Below are 22,779 nucleotides of genomic sequence, written 5' to 3'. Positions count from 1 at the left end.
CAAAATAAAGACTCCTGAACCGCTATCTCGGCTCAGGAGTCTTTATTTACTTTGTAAGTATCCTTATCAAGCACGCAGATTTAGTGAATATCTTTCTTCTTGAAGCGTCCGCCCTTCACATCGTGAATATTGCCGACCGCAATAAACGCATTCTCGTCCCATTCCTCGACGATCGTTTTGAGCTTGGCTTCCTCCAGACGGGTGATAACGATAAAGATCACTTTCTTATCATCTCCCGTATAGGCGCCTTCCCCATGCAGGAATGTCACGCCGCGGCCCAGACGCTGAGTGAGCGCATCGCCGATTTCTTTATACTTATCACTGATGATCCACACCGATTTGGACTGATCCAGACCTTCGATGGTCACATCGATCATTTTCATAGCTATATAATACGCAATCAGGGAGTACATCGCATGGTCCCATCCGAAGACGAAACCGGCGCTTCCCAGAATAAATAAATTCACGAACAGAACGATCTCACCGACGGAGAAAGGTGACTTTTTGTTAATGAGAATCGCTACGATTTCCGTACCGTCCAAAGAACCTCCTGAACGGATAACGAGGCCGATCCCGACGCCTAGAATGACGCCCCCGAACACTGCCGCCAGCAGTGGGTCCGCGGTAAAGGCCGGAACAGGATGAAGCAGATACGTACCGAGAGACATGGCCAGAATGCCAAAAAGCGTTGATAAAGCAAAGGTTTTACCGATCTGTTTGTAGCCCAGATATAAGAAGGGAAGATTCAAAAGAGTCAGGAAGATACCGAGAGGAAGTCCAAGAAAGTGAGAAAGCATGATGGAAATGCCCGTGATACCGCCATCAATGATGTTGTTCGGGACGAGGAAAACTTCCAGTCCTACAGAGAAGAGCCCTGCACCTATAATAATAAAGACGGCCCTGCGCACAAGCTTAGCAATGGATTGCTTGGAACCTTTGGAACTATGAAATGCCGCATTGTCTACATTCAATGGCCTTACACCCCTTTTATAATATATACAGCCGGATGCCGCCTACCGAACAAAAAAGGAAGTCTGTTTGCAAACAGACTTCCACCTGGTAAACAAACATCGAATACCTATATTATATCATATTATTCGACTAGGATCACTTAATTTAACGATTTAAGACGTTTTTTCGGCTTCCGCTACCTTGACAAGCTGCTTCCCGGTATTTTCTCCTTTGAAGAGGCCCAGGAACGCTTCGATCGTCTGGTCAAAACCTTCTACAATGTTCTCTCTGTACTTCAATTTCCCTGCTTTCAACCAAGACGCCAGATCCTTCATTCCTTCGGGATAGCGCGCACTATAGTCACCTACGATAAAGCCTTTCATAAGCGCACTGTTGGTCAGCAGGCGGCCTTGGATGCGCGGCCCGTTGTCCGGCTTCTCCAGGTTATACAGGGCGATTTGGCCGCACAGCGGAATGCGGGCCCCTTTGTTAATCAGGCTCAAAACCGCATCCGAGATTTCGCCGCCTACGTTATCAAAATAAACATCAACGCCGTCCGGACAAGCTTCCTTCATGGCTGCATGGATATCGCCCGCGCTTCTGTAATTGACGACCACATCAAAGCCGAGCTCGTTCTTGAGGTATTCGGCCTTCTCTTCTGATCCGGCTATCCCGACTACGCGCGCACCTTTGAGCTTCGCGATTTGGCCGACGGCTGTTCCAACGGCTCCAGCTGCGCCGGATACGACGACGGTCTCCCCTTCCTTGGGCTGACCTATATCAAGAAGTCCGAAATACGCGGTCAGACCCGGCATTCCCAGAATGCCCAGCGCTGTCGTTACCGGAGCCAGAGAAGGGTCCACCTTCGTCACCTGGCCTGCTTTGACCACGGAATACTCCTGCCAGCCCAGGTTGCCGACCACATAGTCACCCTTGTTGAATTCCGATGTCCTCGACTCTGCTATTTGTCCGACAACACCGCCCGTTATGATTTCCCCTACCTTATAGGGCGGTACGTACGATTTCTGATCGTTCATTCTGCCGCGCATGTAAGGGTCCACCGAAAGATATAAAGTACGTACAAGAGCCTGTCCTTCTTCTATGGCCGGAACCTCGGACTCTGTGAACTCGAAATTCTGTTTGCCGGGCATACCTTGAGGTCTGCTGATCAAGCGGATTTGTCGGTTATTCTTCATGGGTATTGCCTCCTTGAGATCTATTTAAGACTTCCGTCATTTCCAGGACCTTTTCAACCCGATATAATCGGGTCTCGTCCTCGCAAGGAATCGCGTATTCAGTCCGCGGTCATCCCCCGGTATTTTACCCTGCGTTCCCCCATAGAAAACAAAAAGCCCTGCAAGCAGATACACTCACAGGGTCTAGACTATTAATAACGGCTATAACCGCCCGGCCGACAGGCCCAATTTCTCCTTCTCGGCCTTCGTCAAACCTTTGACCACAAGATGATACGATACATCGATCATCTCCTGCAATTCCTCCGCCGGGACCTCCTGATTCAAAAGCACGGTATTCCAGTGCCTTTTGTTCATATGATACCCCGCCATGACCGTGCCGGGATACTGCTGCCTGAGCAGCTCCCCTTCCTCCGGTACGCATTTCAGCGTCACACTGCCGCCCTCGCCAGACGCATCCGATGGCATCAAGGCAAACATTTTGCCCCCGACCTTGATTACATCCGTCGTCTCGTCAAAAGGCCGCTCCGCAGCTGCCCCGGGCTTCTGCAAGCAATAGGTATAAACATCTCTGACGTTCACAGCAACAACCCCCTCCCGCATTTTTAAACCAAACAGTCTTCGACCTTCAATCTAAGGCAGACTATAAGTGATTTCCATGTCAACCCGGTTGATTCCTTTTGTGAAAACCTCTTTGCATAATTAAACCGCATGCCTTCAAGATACTTTTGCGGCCGCTTCCGTCCCGGATCCAATTTCCTGTTTACAATAAAAAAACACCCCTCAAGACTTACATCGGATAATGATCCAATGAAAGTGACCCAAGGGGTGCTGCTTACCGTTCTTGGCTTCTCAATCACCAAAGAAGGGATGATAACCGCTGCTTACGCACGCATCTGCGCTTCCACCAGCGCCACGACTTCTTCGGCCGTAGACAGCTCGATCGCACGCGCTGCCAGCTTCTGCATGTCAGCGAGCGGCAGCTTGACGATCTGGCTGCGTGCAGGCAGAATCGAAGTCGCGCTCATGCTGAACTCGTCGAGGCCAAGGCCCAGCAGCAGGGGAATAGCCAGTGCGTCTCCGGCCATCTCTCCGCACATGCCGGCCCATTTGCCTTCGCGGTGAGCCGCGTCGATGACCATCTTGACCAGACGCAGGATGGCCGGGTTGTACGGCTGGTACAAGTAGGATACCCGCTCGTTCATCCGGTCAGCCGCCATCGTATATTGAATGAGATCATTCGTCCCGATGGAGAAGAAATCGACTTCCTTCGCAAACTGATCGGCCATTACCGCCGTAGACGGAATTTCAACCATGATGCCGAGCTGAATGCCTTCGGCAGCCGGTGTTCCTTCCGCCGCAAGCTTCTCCTTCTCTTCGAGAAGAAGAGCCTTAGCCTGGCGGAATTCGTCCAGTGTGGCGATCATCGGGAACATGATCCGCAGGGAGCCGTGCACGCTGGCGCGGAGCAGAGCACGAAGCTGGGTGCGGAATATGTCTTCCCGCTCCAGGCACAGCCGGATCGCACGGAATCCGAGGAAAGGGTTCATTTCCTTCGGAAGCTTCAGATACGGCAGTTCTTTGTCTCCGCCGATATCCAGTGTGCGGACGACGACCGGCTTGCCTTCCATCTTCTCCAGTACCGCCTTGTAAGCCTTGTACTGCTCTTCCTCGGAAGGTAGCTGATCGCGGCCCATGTACAGGAACTCCGTCCGGTACAGGCCGACGGCTTCGCCGCCGTTCTCCAGCACGCCTGCCACATCGGCAGGTGTTCCGATGTTGGCGGCCAGCTCTACGTGGTGACCGTCCGGTGTAACGGTCGGCTCACCCTTCAGCTTGGCCCATTCCGCGCGCTGCTCGGCATACCGCTGCTGCTTCGCACGGTATTCCTCGACGACGTGCGGCTCGGGGTTGATCAGGACTTCGCCGTCCAGACCGTCCACGATCAGCAGATCGCCGTCCTGAACCAGATCCAGCACGTTCTTCGTGCCCACGACCGCCGGAATCTCAAGCGAGCGCGCCATAATCGCAGAGTGCGAGGTGCGGCCCCCGATATTGGTCGTGAAGCCTTTGACGTAAGTGCGGTTCAGCTGCGCTGTATCCGAAGGTGTCAAATCCTCCGCCACGACGACCGTCTCTTCCGAGATAGCCGATGGACTGACGAATTTGACACCAAGCAGATGCGCCAGCACCCGCTTCGTTACATCACGCATGTCGGCCGCGCGTTCTTTCAAATATTCGCTGTTCATGTTCTCGAACATCTCGACGAACGTCATCGCCACTTCATTCATCGCGAATTCAGCATTCACTTGTTCTTCACGGATCTTCGCGATGACAGGATCGATCAGTTCCGGATCGCTTAAGACGAGCAGATGCGATTCGAAGATCTCCGCCTTCTCCTCTCCCATTTCCCGGAGAGTCTGTTCCTTGATCACCTCAAGCTCTGCCCTGGATTTCTCCAGCGCAGACTCGAATTTGGCGACCTCGGCTTCCGCATCCTGAATCTGTTTCCGCGCCACGGTCAGATCGGGATGCTCCAGGCGGAACGCCCGGGCGATGGCAATGCCCGCCGAAGCGGCAATGCCGCGGATGTTAGGCATGAAGCTCGCCCAGCTCTTCTTTAATCATAATCTCTTCCAGCGCGGCGATCGCTTCAGCGGCATCTTCACCCTCTGCCGACAAAGTAAGGATGTCGTTCTCTTCCAGACCCAGGGAAAGCACACCCAGGATCGATTTCATCGTAACTTTCTTGCCTTTGCTTTCAGCGAATACGTTGGACTTGAATTTATTAGAGGCATTAACTAGAGCCGTTGCCGGACGTGCGTGAATTCCTGTATCGCTCGTGACTTTAAATGTTTTTTCCATGGTTCATTCATCTCCGCTCATAGGATTTAAATTGCTTCTGTCTATATTAACCGAAATCAGGAAGTTAGAAAAAGGTTACTTCAGCGTAATGATATTCTTCTCCCCGGATTTCACGTCACCTTGCTTGTTCAAACGGATTTCGGTGCCCTCAGGCAGGTTCGTAAAGATTACCGGCGTAATAATCGAAGGCGCATGTTCCTTGACGTAATCCAGATCCACCTGCATGATCGGCTGTCCCGCTTCCACGATATCCCCTTCGGACACAAGAACATCAAAGCCTTGGCCTTTCAGTTTCACCGTGTTGACACCAATATGAACGAGCAGTTCTTTGCCGCCGTCCGACTGGATGCCAATCGCATGTTTGCTCGGGAACACGTTGAAAATTTTACCGTTAACCGGGGACACGATCGTGCCGTTCTTAGGCAGAATGGCAAAGCCGTCACCGGTCATTTTCTGCGAGAACACTTCATCGGGAACGAGTGTGATATCCATCAGTTCACCGTCAGCAGGGGCAACAATCGTCTCCTCTGCGAGAATATGACTGCCCTCTGTGCCCACCGACTCGACTGCAGGAGCCGGAGCCGAGGTTGGTACGCGTCCAGCCATAACGTCCTGGATCTGATTTTTGAGGGAATCGGATCTTGTCCCGAAAATCGCCTGAATGTTATTGCCCACTTCAAGAACGCCGGAAGCGCCAAGTTTCTTCAAACGCTCCTTGTCCACTTCACCTTTATCCTTCACTTGTACACGCAAACGTGTGATACAAGCATCCAGATTCGAGATGTTAGGCGCACCGCCGAGGGCCGCTAGGATATTGCTTGGAAGCTCTGCCGAACCTGCAGCGCCTGCAGCAGATGGAGCTGCGGACGACTTCCCTTCCGTATCGCCATCCGTTTCCTGAGCGGCTTCACGGCCTGGTGTAAGCAGATTGAACTTCTTAATCGCAAAGCGGAACACGACATAATAAATGACTGCGAAGACGAGACCTACCAGAATTGCAAGCCACCACGGCGTACGGTTAGGCAGTACACCCAGCAGCAGGAAGTCGATCGCGCCGCCTGAGAAGGAGAAACCCAGCTTCACTTGAAGCAGAGTCATGATCGCAAAAGACAGACCTGCCAGCAAAGCGTGGAACACGTAGAGCAGAGGAGCAACGAACAAGAACGAGAACTCGATCGGCTCGGTAATCCCTGTCAGGAATGCCGTCAGTGCCGCGGAACCCATGATTCCTGCTATGAATTTCTTATTCTCCGGACGTGCCGCATGATACATTGCGAGACACGCAGCCGGAAGACCGAACATCATGAACGGGAAATTACCGCTCATAAACGTACCTGCGGTCAGCTCCACTCCGTCTTTCAGCTGAGCGAAGAAGATCTTCATATCACCGCGGATCAGATTACCCGCAGCGTCCGTATATTGGCCAAATTCATACCAGAATGGCGCGTTCCAGATATGGTGCAGACCAAACGGAATGAGGGAACGTACGCCGACTCCGAATACAAAGGAAGCAAGTACCGGGTTCGCGTCGAGAACGGAACGGGAGAACGTGCTGAGGCCATGCTGGACCGGAGGCCAGATAAAGATCAGGATCAGGCCTGCCGCCAGAGCGGCCAAGGATGTAATGATCGGCACGAAACGTTTGCCGGCAAAAAATCCGAGATAGGACGGCAGCTCGATATTATGAAACCGCCTGTACAGCATCGCCGCTATGACCCCCATAATGATACCGCCGAATACGCCGGTTTGTAGGGTAGGAATGCCGAGCACGCTGGCGTAAGACGGGTCTTTGAGAGTCAGTGAATAAGGGGTTACACCTGCAAGGACCCCCATCGTCACGTTCATGATCAGGTAGCCGATCGTGGCTGCAATACCGGCAACACCGTCGCCGCCTGCCAGACCGATTGCCACACCAATCGCGAACAGCAAAGCCAGGTTGCCGAAAATAATGTCACCGGCATTGGACATCAGCGATGCGGCTACTTGAAAGCCGTTTGCGCTGAGAAAAGGCATCAGCTCAATCGTATCCGGTGTCTTCATTGCCGCGCCTAATGCCAGAAGCAGACCCGCGGCCGGAAGAATGGAAACCGGAAGCATCAGGGCCTTACCGACTTGCTGAAGAGCACCAAACGTGCCTTTTAACATGTGCTTCACTTCCTTTTCGATGTATTCGATGGTAATGATTGTCTATGGATTATTCAACGCCCCAGGCAAGCCCGAAACACCAAAAAAGGCATGAGCAGCAAAAGAGATGCCGGAATCCGTATCTCATAAGGGTTAATATAACCCGAATGAGACAGCTTCCATTCATTCTCTTTCCCTTGCTCATGCCTGATCGAATCAGTCACACGCGCATATCGCCTGTTCAGTTGTCATAAATCCTAAGCACCGTCATTATAGCACGGCCATTTCGATTCGACAATACTCTTTCATACACAAAATAATCTCACATAAAACTCCATTTTAGGGGTCTCTCTATCTTAGCCGGTCAAGGCTTCACACACGAGCTGGATTCCAGTCATTCAGGGTCCGAAGCAAGAATAAAAGCCGCTTCTCCGGGAGCAAGCGGAGGCTGGCCGGGCAGCACCCGGTCGATAAACGGGGTCGTGTCGATCTTGGCCAGTTTGGTCCTGCCCGGCCCCCAGCCGATCAATGCCCGCCAGCTTCCCAATACACCGGACTCGGCCAGTTTCTCCTCATCCGCGCCGCCGGGAACATCGCCGTATGGAGAAACATACAGGGCATCCGCAGGGCAATAGACCTCGCACACATAGCAGGTCTGGCAATCATCCTGCCGGGCAATGACCGGAATGCGGTCAGGTCCCTCGTCGAACACATTCGTGGGGCAGACTTTGACGCATATGCCGCATTCCACGCAGCGCGAGGCGCTCACGAGTTCAATCATCCCTGGGTCACTTCCTTCCATGAGGCACCCGGATTCTGGACCGAATCCGCGCGGGCCTCCGATTTGCTCCCGCTCCGGATCTCCAGCGATGCCCTGTGCAAAGGAGCACGATCAACCGGAACCGCAGCGGGGCTGCTCGCTGCCGGGACAGCTTCCTTGTTCTCAAAGGAAGCATGAATGACATCCAGCCCGGAGACGAGCAGCCGCCGCTGCATCGCCGGGTCCGCCTGCGGATACTCCGCAAGCGTGTGCATCCCCCGCGTCTCGCGGCGGGCAAGAGCCGCTGTATGTATCCAGCGGGCACTTGCCACCAGCGCCGCGGCTTCGCGGGCGCGTACCCGCTGGCCCGCTCCAGACGGGGCCAGCGCTTCCGCCAGCGGCCACAACCCGTGGAGCCGCTGGAGAGATTCCCGCAGCACGGGTTCGCTGCGGAAGTAATTGATGTGCAGCGGGAACACTTCCGCCTGCACGGCGCGGATGAGCTCCGCCGCATCCGCTGTCTGCCCGCCGGCGGAAGCCGCCGGCACGATGCCCGCTCCGCCTGCGGGCTTCAGCTCGCGCAGCAGCGCCTTGGCGCCGAGCTTCAAGGCATACTGCGCGGCGGATTTGCCCGACCATGTTCCCGACGAGATTGCCCACGAGGCGTTGAACGCCCCGCCGCCGGACTGCCCGCCGGTCACACGCTCGCGCGTCGCGGCATCGCCGGCAGCGTATAGGCCCGCCACGGTCGTGCCGCAGTCATCGCCCGTCAGGCGGATGCCGCCTGTACCGCGTACCGTGCCCTCGTACCGCAAAGTCAGCGGAAACCGCTGCGTGAACGGATCGAGACCCGCGCGGTCCAGCGGAAGGAAGAAGATCGCATGCGACTGTCTGAGAATCGCGCGCTTCTCCGGTGTGTCCGCTTTATCCATAACCGCGTACACCGGGCCTTGGCTCAGCATCCGCGGGAGGAAGTCGTGCGGCCGGGGACCTTCACTGTGCAGAATCGTGCCGTCTTCTGTGCTGTAAGTCGCCCAGTTCAGCAGCCTGCCGCGCGTATTCGTGCCGAATGCGGCGCTCGGGGCGTACTGGCGGCTAAACTCCATTCCGGACAGCTCCACGCCAAGCTCGGCCGCCATCAGCAGGCCGTCTCCGGTGAGCACGTTGCAGCCCAGGCCTTTGCTGAGGAAAGCACAGCCGCCGGTCGCAATGACCACCGCATCGGCCCTTACTTCCCAGTCCCGGTCATCCAGACGGCAGATCCCTCTTGCCCCTCCCGCGCCGTGCTCATCCGTAAGCAGTTCCAGGGCCGGGGACTGGTCCAGAATTCTCACGCCTGCTTTAATGACGGCCCGCCGCATCAGCTTCATATATTCCGGGCCCTGCAGATGATCGCGCATCGGCACACCTTCTTCGTTCCTGCGGAAAGGGTAACCCCAAGATTCGACCAGCTCCAGGCTCTCATAGACCTGATCGAGGACCCGGTGAATCCATTCGGGCTCCGACAAGTAACCTCCGCCCTTCATCCGCTTCTGTACCGCTTCTTCTCTAAGAACCGGATCTCTTGGAAGGTACAGCAGGTTGGTCCCGCCTGGAGCTGTAGCCCCGCTTGTTCCGAGAAATCCCTTATCCGCCAGAATGACGCGTGCTCCCTGAGAGGCGGCGCTCCATGCCGCCCACGCGCCTGCGGGACCGCCCCCGATAACGAGCACATCTGCTGTCAGCCGCAGAGGCTGCTTTTGACTCATTGCACTTCCCCCTATCTCCTGTCAGCCTATTCTTCTCACGGCTTCCTCTGCTTGTTCCTCTTCTTTATTTCGCAATCCATTCTTCTATGGAAAAGTCATTTTCCGCGAGCTTATCACTGACCAGAAAATCTTTGGCCGCTTCCAACTGCTGAAGCCCCTTATCCGTAAACGTTTCTTTCTGGATGCGGCTTATGGCACTCGTCTTGCGAACCAGCTCCAGCGAATTCCCCGTATTCTCTACGAGAAACGCATAATAATCCTCTTCTTTGGTTTGAAGGTCTTCCAGCGCCTTCACCCGCAAATCGTTCCATACTTTCGGAAGATCCGGGAATTTCTTCAGGTAACTTTCCGATACGACCGTTATGCTTCCACCGACGAGATCGGGATGATCCTTAAGTGCTTCATCCAGCACCGGATAGCCCTGCGGGATCATTTTGAGACCGCGAACCTCTGTAGTGGCAATCGCATCGACCTCGCCGCGCACCAGCGCCGCATCCGCGTCCTCATCGAGCAAATGGATCAGTTGGACGTCCTTGATGCCCTGTTCCTTTAAAAGGCCGGCCACATAACGGTGCATATAGGACCCTTTTTTCACGGACAGCTTCTTGCCTTTAAGCTCCGCAAGGCTTGCGGGACCGCCCTTTTTGGCTAGAATAAACGCGTTGCTGTTGGCTGCATTCAGTGTAATCAACTTGGAAGGAGCCCCCGCAGACTTGGCCAGAACAGCAGGCGTATCTCCCAGAGAGCCGATGTCGATTCTTCCGCTGATCAGCGATTCACTGAGATCGGGACCGCTCGGGAAGCCGACAAACTGCACGTCCGTTATCCCATATTTCTGCAGTTCCTGCTTCGTAATCCCTGTATAGAAACCCCAGCCTTCTGCCCCGCCGGGCAGATTAAGCTTGGTAGAACCGATATAGCCGATTCTCAGCACAGAAGGGATTTTGCCCGCTTCTTGTCCTCCTGTAGGGTCCGCTTCCGCCTTGCCGCATGCAGCAGCAAGTAAGACCAGCGATATCAGCGCGAGAATGGTGCTCAGCTTGAATGACGTCTTTTTTTGCGCAAGTTTGCCCATTTTGTTCAGTCCCCTTTTCTATATCAATCTCCAATTCTCATTCCTTCGGCCCGACTCATCTGATTCCAATTTGATGAGCGCCATTACGCAAATACCCTGTTTATCCCTCGTAGCTGTCCCGCCACTGAAGCAGCCTGTGCTCCAGAATCCGGACAAAAGAATCCACGATTTTGCCTACAACTGCAAATAGCAGGACGCCTACAAAGATAACTTCCGTCGTTGAATTCTGTTTGGCAAAATTAATGAGGAATCCGATGCCGGATTGGGAGCCGATCAGCTCCGCCACGACCAGGCCGAGCCAGGATACGGCCAGAGAGAGCCTCAGGCCGATCAGAATCTGCGGCAGTGAGGAAGGCAGGATAACCCGGACCATTTGTTTGTAGCGGCTGAACTGCAGAACTTGAGATACTTCGAACAGCTTGTTGTCTACGCTGCGGATACCGAGGAACGTATTGATATACAGCGGGAAGAACGCACCGCTTGCAATAATGACCATTTTGGATGTTTCCCCGAATCCGAACCACAGAATGACCAGGGGCGCAATGGCCAGATGAGGCACCAGCCGGATCATTTGGAGCGTCGGATCAAACACTTGCTCTACCCGGCGGAAGTAACCTGCCGCTATGCCGAGCAGGAGGCCCAGCGTGCCTCCCGCCGCGAAACCCGAGGCGGCCCGGCTTACACTAATCCCCAAATGCCCGGACAGCTCGCCCGTTACAGTCAAATTCTTGAAGGCTTCTGCGATCATAAGCGGTGTGGGCAGAAAGAACGTCGAAATAAGTCCCAGGTTTCCCGCCAACTGCCAGACGATAAGGAGCAGCGCCGGAACCAGAGCACCGGCTGCAAAATCCGAAAATTTCTGCCTGAAAGCCGCCCACTGGCGTACCTTTGCAGCACCTTTGGCGGGAACGGATGAATGATGAAGCACATCGGCTGAATGGCTCATGAGTCAATCTTCTCCTTTATTTCCCTTCGTAGCTGTCCCGCCACTGGAGCAGACGTCGTTCCAGCAGACGAACGAGTGAATCAGCGGCTTTGCCGATTAGGGCAAATAAGATAATGGCGACGAAGACTACGGATGTCTTGTTAACCTGACGGGCTTCCGACATCAGATATCCCAGACCCGATGTCGCTCCCATCAATTCGGCTACTACAAGCCCCAGCCACGCGATCCCGAGTGAGATCCTCACGCCAAGCAGGATATGAGGCAGGGCTGCGGGCAGGACTAGCCGGATGATCTGTTTGTAGGCACTGAAGCCGAGCACCTTGGCTACCTCGAACAGTTTCTTATCCACGCCGCGGATCCCGAGAAAAGTATGAATATAAAGCGGAAAGAACGCTCCCTTGGCGATCAGCAGAATCTTGGAGGATTCTCCGAACCCGAACCAGAGAATAAGCAGCGGGGCGATTGCAAGATGCGGAATCATCCGGAGCATTTGCACGGACGGGTCCAGGAGTTTTTCCGTTCTGCGGAAAAACCCGACCAGTAAACCGAGCAGCAGCCCGGCACCGCCGCCGATCCCGAACCCGGCCGCTGTCCGCACCAGGCTGATGCCTAAATTCTCGGCAAGCACGCCCGTTTCCACCAAGGTGCGAAAAGACTTCGCAATCGTCAGCGGTGTCGGAAAAAGCAGCCGGGAGATATAACCGGCATCTCCCAGCAGCTGCCAGGCGACCAGCACGGTGACGGGAAGCAGCGCTCCGATCCACAGGGATTCCAGCTTCCGCCTGCGCTTACTTCCTCCATGCGCCCCGCCTCCCCTATGTATGGCAGGGTTACCTGCCGCGGAAACTTCCGCTGCCAGAACTTCGAGCGGTTTGCTCATTCCATTTCACCCCCAGCGTTCTCAAATCCCTGCGCTCTCCACCAGTTCAAGCTCATCAAGCTTCTCAAATTCACTTAAAATTTTGTAGCGGATCTCCTGAAACGACGTACTCGCTTTTTTACGGGGGAACGGCAGATCAACAGGGATAATATTCTTGATAGCCCCGGGACGCGGTTTAAGAATGACGACCCGGTTCGCGAGAAAGATCGCCTCGTCAATATCGTGAGTGACGAAGACCATCGTCGTCTTGTTAGCCTGCCAGATATCCAGCAGCACTTCCTGCATATGCGCTCTCGTAAAAGCATCCAGCGCCCCGAAAGGCTCATCCAGCAGCAAGATTTTCGGATTCCGGAGAAGTGCTCTTGCAATGGAGACCCGCTGAGCCATCCCTCCGGACAATTCGCGGGGATAAGCCTTTTCGAAGCCGGTCAGCTTTACAAGTTCAATCAGGTTATCCACCTTCTGGCGGACTTCCGGTTTTTTTAACGACAGGTCCGCCGCGATGTTCTTCTCCACGGTTAACCAGGGAAACAGCCTGGGCTCCTGAAATATAAAGCCTTTATCAATCCCCGGACCTGTCACCTTCTCCCCGCTGAGCCGGACCTCTCCTTCGTAATCCGTGTCCAGACCTGCCGCAATTTTGAGCAGGGTGCTTTTGCCGCAGCCGCTTGGACCGATGACCGTAATAAATTCGCCCTCTTTTATGGCCAGGTCAATGTTGTGGAGCGCGTGGACCCTGCCTTTCTTCGTCTCGAATACTTTGTTTAATCGTCCAACCTCAAGCAGCGGAGCACTCATTTTCATTCCCCTCTCTGAATTCCGGTTACTTAAGCTTCGCTACAATCTTGCCCGGGTCGTGTGCGCGGCTTAGCTTCCCCATACCGCTTCTAGCGCTCTAATAGAACGTTACCTGTAGAACGATACCTGCATATCTGGATGGAAAAACAGAAAAAGCGCATGCCGGCCGAATGGGATTCACTCGGTAAGCAGGCGCTTCTAGTTAACTAGTCAGCACTTATTTCATACTATTCTTATAGGAATAGACAAATATTATCACCCCGTACAAGATCGGTCAAGACTCTATTTTGCAAAAAATGAACAAATAAAAAAGAGCTCTGCGCCGCCGCGCAGAACCCGTCTTGTCTGATGTGCATATAAATTCAGAGAACAGAAGCAAGGACGTGCTGATAAAAACCGTACATCACAAGCCCGTCGTGGGGGCCGCCCGCAAGTCAGAATCAGTACCCGTCTGTGACTTGGGCCTCGTCTTTCTGTAAAAGTCGCAGCAGGTGCATCGTCAAGTAGACCGCTTCCGCTTCGTAAACGGGCTGCTTCAATCTGCGCTGCATGACCTTCATCAACGTCCAGGCAATCGAGTACAGCTCCGGATACTGCTGCTTAAGCAGCTCGCCCAGCTTGTCCGGTTCGTTGACCTTCTCCTTGCGGCGGATCCTTTCGATAGCGAACCTCAAATGCCGGAGCAGACGGGAATACGCAATGGTGCTCCGGTCAATCGTAATCTGCATCCGGCTTTCAATAAGCGCGATCAGCTCCGCGATCAGCCTCGAATATTCATTCACCTCAGAGACAGGGCGATTGGTCAGGGCGCCGTGTATATGAAGCGTGACAAAGCCGACCTCCGCTTCGGGCAGGTTCGTGTTCATTCGTTCATTGATCGTGCCGATGACATATTCAGCCATGCCGAATTCCTTGGGATAGAGCTCTCTTGTTTCCAGCAAAAAAGGATTCTGCAGCACGATGCCCTGCTCAAGCCGTTTGATGGCGAAAGCGATATGGTCAGTCAGAGCAATATGGATGTGTTCATTCAGCTGCGAATCGCCGTTCTTCGAAATATATAAGATCACTTCATTCATGACCTCGATGAGTTTCTCATCAATCTGGGGAATGAGCTGCTGGTACTGCTCTTTCTCCTTTTCGTTGGTCAGAATAAACAGCTTCTCAATCGCATCGGAACGGATTAGATCTTTGGCCTTGCGGTTGAACCCGATCCCCTTGCCGATAACAACGACTTCCTGATAAACGGGATGTAGCGCTATGATCACGTTGTTATTCAGCACCTTAACCACTTCTATGCTGCTGTTCTTCACTTCGCACCTCTTCCGGACCACATGTTGATTCCTCAAGATTACTAAAAAAGGGCGCTTGCTTCAAGTAAGTGGCGGTAAAGGGGCATCGGACCATTCCGGAATATAGGCAAAATCATCTTCCGCCGTCATCATTCCTCCCGGTTTTCCCTCATATCGAGGACCGCCATCGTCCGAAGGATCAGCTTCGGGAGGTAAAAGGCCGCACGCTTGCTTAACGGGCGTGACAGAAGCATAGCGCTGCCGCATATGTACCGCAGACATCGCAATAATCCGCGGCTCCAGCTGGGCCTTATTGGTATGCAGACGGCGGAATCCGCCGGGGTGCAGCATACCCATCAGCACGTGCAAATAACGGGTCGTCACCCAGCGCCACAAGCCGTTCTTCAGAGGCAGCACGGTGAAGCCGAACCGCTCTGTACCGCGGTGGATCATAGAGATGCCGTACACCCCTTTGATTCGGGCTGGAGTGTCTTCTCCCAGAAGACACCCGGCAAGTACGGGCATCGTACTCTCCATGGACCGGATCATATGCACGGCGAGTTGCATGACCGAGCCGCTGCGGGCGCACGCCTCGCAGAGCCACTCGTTGCCGAGATGCAGCTCCGCCACCAAATCACCGGGACGGATTCTCTCTCCGTCCCCCAGAGGCAGCTCCTGACCACGATAAGTCAGGAGGCGGTAATGCAGGAAGCGGTGATGCGGATCGGCCGGGCGTACGCGGTACAACCGGTGAAACATCCGCTCCCACCGCATCCAGAGCGCCACCGCCCCGGAACGCCGCCGGGACCGGTGTATGCCGGCGCGGCAGCCCGCCGGCCCGCTTGGCTGCACCGCAGCCTCCGGCAGCGCGGCACCATCCGCTCTCCTTCCCCGAAGCTGCTCATCCACCCGCTCGAAGCACAGGCCGCTGCGCCGGGCCTCCGCCAGGATTTCGGCGAGTGCTTCCAGCATGTGCGCCGGGGCCTCCCGGTTGGCTCCCAGAGTATCCCCGCTGTCATGGAGCAGAATGACCGCACCGCTTCTAATCCTGCCTCTCAGCCGGAGCAGGATCTTCTCTTTGCCCCCGGAGCTGCGCCAGTCACAAGCGGCTGTCGACCAGAGCACGATCCGGAACCGGCGGATCAGCAGAAGATCGAACACATTGAACACACCCCAGGGAGGCCGGTAGTGAACCGGCCTCGTACCTATGATGCGTTCGATAATATCGGCAGATTGACGCAGAGACCGGCGCACCTTCCACGGGGTCATGAGCCCGTTGGAATGGTGTTTATAATTATGCAGGCCGACGAGATGCCCTTCCTCATGCATCCGGCGGATCAGCTCCGGATGATGCTCCGCCTTGGCTCCAAGCACGAAGAAAGTCGCCCTCGCCCCGCTTGCCGCCAGCAAATCCAGCAGCCGGGGTGTATACCGCGGATCGGGGCCGTCGTCAAAGGTCAATGCCGCACTTCTGCAATCGTTTCTGCCGCGGTAGACCCCAAATCCGAACCTGCGGATCAGAACGGTCGGCAGGAGAGTGTAAGCCGTGCAAAAAAGCAGGACCATCCACAAAACTTGCTCAAACATGACTCCATACACGGCTAAGTCCGGAATAATCCCCCGTTATTCGGAACTTTAGCGGCTTTCTTCGATTCATAATCACGCTTTTCTCACCTGGCTCCTTCTTCGGCGGGATTAGAGCGGCGCTCTATCTCTGATAAGATGTGAGCAGCAATCGTCTCTCCCGCATCCTTTTTTAACAGACTCTGCCTAGTATGCTCTGTACAGGACGGGGGCCATTCAGCGCGGAGGATCCGCCCGACCTGCCGGATCAGCTCATCGGCGCGTGATGCAGATAAAGCCGCTGCTTTTTTCACAAAAAAGTCCGCATTCTCTTTCTCCTGGCCTAAGTGAGGACGGTAAATCACGACCGGTACGCCTATTGCGAGCGCTTCGGATAACGTGACTCCGCCTGCTTTTGTAATCAGGCACGAGGAAGCGGCCATCAACTCGTGGATATTATCCACGAATCCGTAAATACGCACCCGTTCTTGTCCGTCAAAACGCCTCTTGAATTCACGTTTCAGACGTTCATTACGGCCGCAGACTACCGATATACGAACATTAGGGTGATTATCTAACAGGCGGGTGCACAGCCTTCTGAGCCCTTTTAACACCCCGTACGCTCCGGCAATCAGAAGAATCACAGGTTCCCCGGTTTTACCGTTCTCGCCGGGCAGCACGCTCCCATCCCTCCGGTTATGGCAGAAAGGGGCCCTTACGGGAATTCCGCTCACATGAATGCGTTCCGGCACAATGCCTTTGGCAATCAGCTGAGTCTTGAATTCCTCCGCCGGCACAAAATAATGATGGACCCCCGGGTGCAGCCAGCGTCCATGCAAATCATAATCCGTTACAACCGAGAAAGTCGGGACATGCATATCCGCAAGAAATCCCGCCCCTTCGGCCAATCGATTCTCCGGTTGCCGCTCCGGTTCCAAATCCCGCTCTGTTTCCGGCTCTAGTCTTGAGGAGCCCTGCAGCGGGAACGTGTTCACGACCGCATCGGGACAACGTTCCCGAATCATCTGCCTCAGTCTGCGTTCTCCGATAGAATGCAGCCATTTGGCCAAGAGAGTATCCGGCCGCATATCTTGCGTTAAATAATAGCTGAGTCCGTATAAGCCAAGCGAAGAGCTTTTCAGGTACAGCTGGCGGGTCAGAAAGCTGAAGAGCGGATGCGCATGAGAGAATAGATCCACAATCTCGACACTCCGGACCCCTTGGGTACGAAAAGCCTGCTGAAGCGCGCGGGATACTTGCAGATGGCCGTCGCCGTAACTGGCATACAAAATCAGAATTTTGGCATCGGAATTCACTTCCTACCCACACTTCCTGTACTTGGAATAGGGTTATTATGCAAAGTTTACATGCATATTATAGTTCCGCTCACCAAATTTCTTGTAAAACAGGTGCATAACGCCGCTGTACCCTTGTCTGCAGCATAATCCGCACCGCCTCCGCAGAAGCGTTCATCCGCTCCATGCTTTCCAGCTTGCCGCGCATGGCTGACAGCAGGGAGGGGTTCCTCAGGAATCCGTCCAGATGACTAATAAGGCCTGTCATATTCCCCGCCTTTACCGCGACACCCGAGGCGAGCAGGAAACGGGCGTTGTCCTCTTCCTGTCCCGGCAGAGCTTTATAGATGACGATCGGCAGCTTCATGGCCATCGCCTCGGATATGGTGAGCCCGCCAGGCTTGGTAACGAGCAGATCGGCAGCCGCCATCCATTCGTGTACATTGTTCACGTAGCCTGTAGCGATAATGCGGTGCCGTGTCCGTCCCGCCAGCTCGGCGATTTGGCTGCGGAGCTTCTCGTTGTTGCCGCATACGACAATCAGCTGTGTCCGAACCGGGAGGGATTCGACAGCTTCCAGCCGGTGGGCCAGCTCACTTCCCATCATGCCGCAGCCGCCCCCCATGAACAGGACGGTCGGCATCTCCGGGTCCAGACCTAGTTTGATTCTCGTCTGGCTCCGTTCGTACGTCCCTTGAAACTCCGGACGGATCGGGATCCCTGTGACTTCGATTTTATCGCGTGATACCCCCGCGTGTATCAACCCTTCGAGCACCGTGCCCGAGCCGACCAAATATTTGTCCGTCTCCGGGTAAACCCAATAGCTGTGGTCCGTGTGATCCGTAATGACAGTCACGGTAGGCACCTCATACAGCCCGTAAGCACGCACCGCAGACATAGCCCCCGCAGCCGGCGGGAAGGTCGATACCACAACCGTAGGCTCCACTTCCTGCAGCAGCTTCAGCATACGGCCGAGGCCGAGCCGGTTAAACCGCTTGAGGATATAAGAGAACATATTAGCCTCCCGTGTTTTGTTGTACACGTATCCGTATGCCGACGGGAAGGTCTGAAGGCCCTTCAAGAACATATACCGTCCGATTGTATTCGTAAAAGGATGCGTCCACTCCATAAAATCAAGCAGAACTGTCTCCGCTCCGGGATAACGATGCAACACTTCACGACGTATCGCTTCCGCAGCCTGTTTATGGCCGTCCCCATAGCTGCCTGAAAGAATCAATACTCTATGTCCGTTCTTATTCATAGCCCGCAACCCTCTCCGTAACAAGTAATCTTGTCACTATTCTACTCGGCATAGCGGCTGAATCAGAACCGACTCCCGGCGGTTTTATACCTAGTCTTAGGTCCAGGTGACTTTTGTCCCTGAATGACAGCGATTCATGATGTTATGGGCAATTTGAAACAATCGGAAGCAGTTTGTAGCCGTTGTCAGCCCGGATCCCCCCCCGGGCTTCACACCTTGTTTATCCGCGACTTTACCGGGAGTCCGTCCCATATAACCGAGGATTGTGCAGACCGCTGCTGCATATGAGGCTCATCCAGAAGAGTGGCAAAGTTGGCGGAGGGCAGGGGCCCGAGGCCGTGTTTTGCCGCCAGCCTATCCAGAAACAGCCGGCCCGAAGGCCGGTTGGCAGACAGGTTGCCGCCCTGATCGGAGAAGGCATACAGGACACTTGCGACCGGAAGCCGAACAACGGAATATAAAGCAGAGACCCGCAGGATAAAGTCCCAATCCCAGTAGTGGTACACATCCGGATCGAATTCTCCGATCACGGAATGAATCTGACGGCGGTACAAGCAGCCGGACGGGATGAAAGTAGAAAACTTGCGCATTTCCGCCGGATCATACGCATAAGCGAACAATCTGCGGCTTACCGGAACCCGCCCCTTTCCTTCCACCCGGTAGTTGAACAGCTCTGCGTCCGAATAAGCCAAGTCAGCTCCGTCTGCCATAACCTCCAGCATGCGCCTGATATGTCCCGGCGTCAGTAAGTCATCATCATCGCAGAGCATGATGAACTCCCCCCTGGCCTGTCGGCATCCCAAATTCCGGGCGTGTACATGCTTGAGATTACGAAGCTGTACCGATACCTTAATATTCAGTTCCGGGAAAGCTTCTCTGACAAAATCTACAGATTCTCCCGCATCATTCACAATCAGCGTCTCCAGATTCGGATAGTTCTGCAAGGCAATGGTCTCCAGAAGCTCGGATAATACAAAGGGACGGTTAAACGTAGGAATAACAATGGATACAAGCGGCTCATTCAAATGAAATTCACCCTTCCGGTTTTAGCTTCGCGTTACTAGTTCTTATTACCTATTCTCCTTTCCTATATCTTATGCACAGAGAAGGATTTTTCCTTTCATTTCAGGCAAAAAAAGGATAGAATGTAGGGTGTAAACCTTTTTTTGTTAGGAAAAAAGTAACAGAGCGCGAATGTTCGGTTGGATTTTTTCTTTTTTTGAGCACGTGCAGCAACTAGGAGGTTCGTCATGCATGCAGGTAAAATTCTCGTTGTCGACGATGATCACCATATTTTAGAGATCGTGTCTCTCTATCTCCGCCGCGAAGGTTTTGAAATTATCACGGCCGATCACGGGGATCATGTTCTTCAAATGGTGGCCGAACAACGACCTGATCTCATTTTATTGGACATACTTCTTCCCGGTGTAGACGGGATTGAACTGTGCCGCCAGCTGCGCAAAACAAATGATACGCCCATTATCTTTTTATCCGCGAAATCGGAAGATATCGATATTATCCTCGGTCTGAGTATCGGGGGCGACGATTATGTAACCAAACCGTTTAGTCCCGGGCAGCTCGTTGCCCGTGTCAAATCGTTGCTGCGCCGCTGCTCTCCTACTCGTCAGTTGACCGAGCCTCACATTTTAAAATTTCCAGACTTGGAAATCGACCTGCATAGTCATATCGTTAAAGTCAGAGACCAGCCTATTGCCTTATCCGCCAAAGAATTCGATTTGCTGAGTCTGCTTGCACAGAACCCGAATCGCGTATACCGCATTGAACAGCTTTTCGAGCAGGTATGGAGCCTGGAGAGCTTCGGGGATCCGCGTACCCTGATCGTTCATATTAGCAATCTCCGTAAAAAGATTGAGCCGAATCCTTCCGAGCCCCGCTTCATCATTACGGTCCGGGGCGTGGGCTATAAGTTCCATGGCACACCACTCTAGCTGGCTTCACCATCCCGTTCCACCATCAGAGACAATGGAAAACACAAATAAAAACGACGCAACTCTTAAGGAGTTACGTCGTTTTTATTTCGATCGGCAGAATAACATCAATTGTTGTCCCTATTCCCGGCCGGCTGGATATATTAAGCTTGCCTGAATGATTCTCAATGATTTTGTTGCTGACCATGAGTCCGAGGCCCGTCCCGTTGTCTTTGGTTGTGAAGAACGGCTCTCCGATCCGGGCCAGATCCTCAGGATCGATTCCACTTCCTTGATCCGATAACCGGATCTGCACCCGATGCTTGGTTAGAACGGATAAAGTGATCTGCAGCTGTCCGCCTTCCGGCATCGCTTCAATGGAGTTTTTCACCATATTTATAAAAACCTGCTTCAGCTGATTAAAATCACAGTCAATCTCCGGCACTTTGCCTTCTTCCTCCAGAATCACACGGACCCCGGCATCCCTGCACTGGTTCTCAAACAGTTCCAGTGTTTCTTGAAGCAGCGGCATGAGGTGGTGGCGGTCAAACCTGCTGTTCACCGGCTTGGATAACAGCAGGAAGTCGCTGATGATCTCATTCATCCGGCTTACTTCCGAACTCATCATACCCAGATAAGAAGCACTCCCTGCCTGCTTCTGGGATAACTGCAGGAACCCCGAAATAATCGTCAGCGGATTACGAAGCTCGTGCGCCATTCCGGCAGCCATCTGTCCGACCAGAGAAAGCTTCTCCGTGCGTCGTACCTGGAGCATCATATCGGTAAACCGGCGGATCAGCAGAATGATGAGCATGAAAATAAAGGCCAATACCCCCAAGTACGTGAGAGGCGCGAACATCATGCTCAGGCTTAGACGGTATTGGACAATGTCCAGCACCCCTGCCAGACAGATGATGATTGTACCGGCAAGCAGCAGCCTTGCCCCCTCGGTCCTTTTAACCGCGCACTGTGCGATACGCACAAGAACAAGCGGCATGGTGGAAAGAAGAACAATCTGATAAATATCGATAATAGCCATGACCGAGAATACTTGCCATGTATGAAGAAGAATGGTTCCGATCGCGTAGATCAGATGAATTTGCCAGATACGTCTTATGTATTCAAATCTTCCCGCTCCGAGCAAATGCTCCACGAACAGAAGAATTCCGATAACTCCAGCGAAGAGAGAGACGAGTTCGGCATAAGTCAGCAGAGCCGGATGATCAAAGACGAGATAGATTACAGAGGTGCGGCAAATGCTGTAAATGCCGAAACTGGCGGAAAATAAGCTGAAATCAAGAAATACTTTATTGCCGCGGAAAGCAATGTACACGTATAGGGCAACAAGGCCCGCTAAGACATACGTGACCCCAAGAACGGCCCGTCCGAACTCTTCGCGGACCATCTGCTTAACGAACCCGCTCTCTGATCCGTATAACACGCCCTCTTTAATACCAATGTTGCTTGAGCCCGAGTTCAGGTGGAAATAGAGCATTCCTTGGGTCCCGCCCGGCAGGGGGACGATGCGTTCCGGCGTTCCGTAATAAGGATGTTTCTTGCTCGATTTCCAATCACCGAACCGGTAGACTAATCCTTGTTCATTATAAATTTCGACATTGTCGTATCCTTTCATCAGAATGCCCGGGTCACTAAATGTACTGCTATCCGGCAGTCGGACGCGCAGCCATAAATCTTTGCGCCCCATCCGGTCCTCAGGATTCTTTAATTTGTCCACAGGCTTCCAGTCGGACACTGCATTCCACCAGAAGTCTCCTTCGCCGGCATCCCATGTATATTCCCAATTCGTCAGCAGCACAGGTTGTGCATTCAATCGGTCATTCATTACATCGGGATAGGCCAGCGCGGTGCTTCCCTCGAATAGATGGATAAGCATCCAGATCAATACGGTTACCCATATATAATGTTTTTTCTTGGTCATTGTATTTATCCTCTTACCGAGCTGTTGCCACATTTCGGCATATCCTGGTTATTCTGTAAGCAGATGTTTCACTAAAGAATTGATTTCGACCCCCATGCCAAATTTCCTGTATCCCCATTAAATTTTTATCAATTTACAACCTATTTCGACAAATTAAGACAATA

General features: G+C 53.6%; 19 protein-coding genes. 1 reads left to right on the top strand and 18 read right to left on the bottom strand.

Annotation, left to right across the window (positions count from 1 at the left end):
- Positions 1-80 precede the first annotated feature (80 nt).
- The 17 genes from EDM21_RS18045 to EDM21_RS17965 form a co-directional block, all read right to left on the bottom strand.
- Complete coding sequence (locus EDM21_RS18045) at positions 81-971, bottom strand: YitT family protein (RefSeq protein ID WP_157337773.1); 891 nt, start codon at positions 969-971, stop codon at positions 81-83.
- A 153-nt stretch (positions 972-1,124) separates the two neighbouring features.
- Complete coding sequence (locus EDM21_RS18040; RefSeq protein ID WP_157337771.1) at positions 1,125-2,147, bottom strand: NADP-dependent oxidoreductase; 1,023 nt, start codon at positions 2,145-2,147, stop codon at positions 1,125-1,127.
- Between the two features lie 201 nt (positions 2,148-2,348).
- The gene (locus EDM21_RS18035; protein ID WP_166542083.1) at positions 2,349-2,726 is read right to left on the bottom strand and encodes an MmcQ/YjbR family DNA-binding protein; all 378 of its coding nucleotides are present in this window, start codon (positions 2,724-2,726) and stop codon (positions 2,349-2,351) included.
- Between the two features lie 302 nt (positions 2,727-3,028).
- A complete protein-coding gene (ptsP, locus tag EDM21_RS18030; protein ID WP_157337768.1) occupies positions 3,029-4,744 on the bottom strand; it encodes a phosphoenolpyruvate--protein phosphotransferase in 1,716 nt (571 codons plus the stop codon).
- Complete coding sequence (locus EDM21_RS18025; protein WP_157337766.1) at positions 4,737-5,009, bottom strand: HPr family phosphocarrier protein; 273 nt, start codon at positions 5,007-5,009, stop codon at positions 4,737-4,739. The genes ptsP and EDM21_RS18025 overlap by 8 nt, the downstream gene beginning before the upstream one ends.
- Before the next feature lie 75 nt (positions 5,010-5,084).
- The gene (gene ptsG / locus EDM21_RS18020; protein WP_157337764.1) at positions 5,085-7,154 is read right to left on the bottom strand and encodes a glucose-specific PTS transporter subunit IIBC; all 2,070 of its coding nucleotides are present in this window, start codon (positions 7,152-7,154) and stop codon (positions 5,085-5,087) included.
- Positions 7,155-7,527: 373 nt separating this feature from the next.
- A complete protein-coding gene (locus EDM21_RS18015; RefSeq protein WP_157337762.1) occupies positions 7,528-7,914 on the bottom strand; it encodes a 4Fe-4S dicluster domain-containing protein in 387 nt (128 codons plus the stop codon).
- Positions 7,911-9,641: an FAD-dependent oxidoreductase gene (locus tag EDM21_RS18010; RefSeq protein ID WP_157337760.1), complete on the bottom strand. Its 1,731-nt coding sequence runs from the start codon at positions 9,639-9,641 to the stop codon at positions 7,911-7,913. Before EDM21_RS18010 ends, EDM21_RS18015 begins: the two co-directional genes overlap by 4 nt.
- Positions 9,642-9,705: 64 nt before the next feature.
- A complete protein-coding gene (locus EDM21_RS18005) occupies positions 9,706-10,716 on the bottom strand; it encodes an ABC transporter substrate-binding protein (protein WP_157337758.1) in 1,011 nt (336 codons plus the stop codon).
- 100 nt (positions 10,717-10,816) lie between these two features.
- Complete coding sequence (locus EDM21_RS18000) at positions 10,817-11,662, bottom strand: ABC transporter permease (protein ID WP_157337756.1); 846 nt, start codon at positions 11,660-11,662, stop codon at positions 10,817-10,819.
- A 16-nt stretch (positions 11,663-11,678) separates the two neighbouring features.
- Entirely contained in the window at positions 11,679-12,542 is an 864-nt protein-coding gene (locus EDM21_RS17995; protein ID WP_157337754.1) for an ABC transporter permease, read from the bottom strand.
- 21 nt (positions 12,543-12,563) lie between these two features.
- Positions 12,564-13,340, bottom strand: coding sequence for an ABC transporter ATP-binding protein (locus EDM21_RS17990; RefSeq protein WP_157337752.1), 777 nt, complete (start codon positions 13,338-13,340; stop codon positions 12,564-12,566).
- A gap of 440 nt (positions 13,341-13,780) precedes the next feature.
- Positions 13,781-14,650, bottom strand: coding sequence for a glucose PTS transporter transcription antiterminator GlcT (glcT, locus tag EDM21_RS17985; RefSeq protein ID WP_338044016.1), 870 nt, complete (start codon positions 14,648-14,650; stop codon positions 13,781-13,783).
- A 60-nt stretch (positions 14,651-14,710) separates the two neighbouring features.
- Positions 14,711-16,216, bottom strand: a complete 1,506-nt coding sequence (locus EDM21_RS17980; RefSeq protein WP_157337748.1) for a polysaccharide deacetylase family protein — start codon at positions 16,214-16,216, stop codon at positions 14,711-14,713.
- Between the two features lie 83 nt (positions 16,217-16,299).
- Entirely contained in the window at positions 16,300-17,508 is a 1,209-nt protein-coding gene (locus EDM21_RS17975; RefSeq protein ID WP_166542081.1) for an MGDG synthase family glycosyltransferase, read from the bottom strand.
- 70 nt (positions 17,509-17,578) lie between these two features.
- Positions 17,579-18,748: an MGDG synthase family glycosyltransferase gene (locus tag EDM21_RS17970; protein WP_157337746.1), complete on the bottom strand. Its 1,170-nt coding sequence runs from the start codon at positions 18,746-18,748 to the stop codon at positions 17,579-17,581.
- Between the two features lie 209 nt (positions 18,749-18,957).
- Positions 18,958-19,773, bottom strand: a complete 816-nt coding sequence (locus EDM21_RS17965; protein WP_157337744.1) for a glycosyltransferase family 2 protein — start codon at positions 19,771-19,773, stop codon at positions 18,958-18,960.
- Positions 19,774-19,998: 225 nt separating this feature from the next.
- Here EDM21_RS17965 and EDM21_RS17960 point away from each other — a divergent pair, with 225 nt between their 5' ends.
- A complete protein-coding gene (locus tag EDM21_RS17960; RefSeq protein WP_157337742.1) occupies positions 19,999-20,697 on the top strand; it encodes a response regulator transcription factor in 699 nt (232 codons plus the stop codon).
- A 73-nt stretch (positions 20,698-20,770) separates the two neighbouring features.
- On the opposite strand, the gene EDM21_RS17955 is transcribed toward EDM21_RS17960, so the two are convergent.
- Complete coding sequence (locus EDM21_RS17955; RefSeq protein WP_235918263.1) at positions 20,771-22,615, bottom strand: ATP-binding protein; 1,845 nt, start codon at positions 22,613-22,615, stop codon at positions 20,771-20,773.
- Positions 22,616-22,779 lie beyond the last annotated feature (164 nt).

Origin of the sequence: Paenibacillus lutrae (assembly GCF_009757775.1) — a bacterium.
Classification (GTDB): domain Bacteria; phylum Bacillota; class Bacilli; order Paenibacillales; family NBRC-103111; genus Paenibacillus_F; species Paenibacillus_F lutrae.
This window is presented reverse-complemented; position numbering and strand designations above follow the sequence as displayed.

Excerpts from the sequence above, each read along its gene's own strand:
- EDM21_RS17955 (WP_235918263.1), bottom strand. The coding sequence starts at position 22,615 with ATGACCAAGAAAAAACATTATATATGGGTAACCGTATTGATCTGGATG.
- EDM21_RS18025 (WP_157337766.1), bottom strand. The coding sequence starts at position 5,009 with ATGGAAAAAACATTTAAAGTCACGAGCGATACAGGAATTCACGCACGT.
- EDM21_RS18010 (WP_157337760.1), bottom strand. The coding sequence starts at position 9,641 with ATGAGTCAAAAGCAGCCTCTGCGGCTGACAGCAGATGTGCTCGTTATC.
- EDM21_RS17960 (WP_157337742.1), top strand. The coding sequence starts at position 19,999 with ATGCATGCAGGTAAAATTCTCGTTGTCGACGATGATCACCATATTTTA.
- EDM21_RS18000 (WP_157337756.1), bottom strand. The coding sequence starts at position 11,662 with ATGAGCCATTCAGCCGATGTGCTTCATCATTCATCCGTTCCCGCCAAA.
- ptsP (WP_157337768.1), bottom strand. The coding sequence starts at position 4,744 with ATGCCTAACATCCGCGGCATTGCCGCTTCGGCGGGCATTGCCATCGCC.
- ptsG (WP_157337764.1), bottom strand. The coding sequence starts at position 7,154 with ATGTTAAAAGGCACGTTTGGTGCTCTTCAGCAAGTCGGTAAGGCCCTG.
- EDM21_RS18040 (WP_157337771.1), bottom strand. The coding sequence starts at position 2,147 with ATGAAGAATAACCGACAAATCCGCTTGATCAGCAGACCTCAAGGTATG.
- EDM21_RS17995 (WP_157337754.1), bottom strand. The coding sequence starts at position 12,542 with ATGAGCAAACCGCTCGAAGTTCTGGCAGCGGAAGTTTCCGCGGCAGGT.
- EDM21_RS17970 (WP_157337746.1), bottom strand. The coding sequence starts at position 18,748 with ATGAATAAGAACGGACATAGAGTATTGATTCTTTCAGGCAGCTATGGG.
- EDM21_RS17980 (WP_157337748.1), bottom strand. The coding sequence starts at position 16,216 with ATGTTTGAGCAAGTTTTGTGGATGGTCCTGCTTTTTTGCACGGCTTAC.
- EDM21_RS18005 (WP_157337758.1), bottom strand. The coding sequence starts at position 10,716 with ATGGGCAAACTTGCGCAAAAAAAGACGTCATTCAAGCTGAGCACCATT.
- EDM21_RS18015 (WP_157337762.1), bottom strand. The coding sequence starts at position 7,914 with ATGATTGAACTCGTGAGCGCCTCGCGCTGCGTGGAATGCGGCATATGC.
- EDM21_RS17990 (WP_157337752.1), bottom strand. The coding sequence starts at position 13,340 with ATGAGTGCTCCGCTGCTTGAGGTTGGACGATTAAACAAAGTATTCGAG.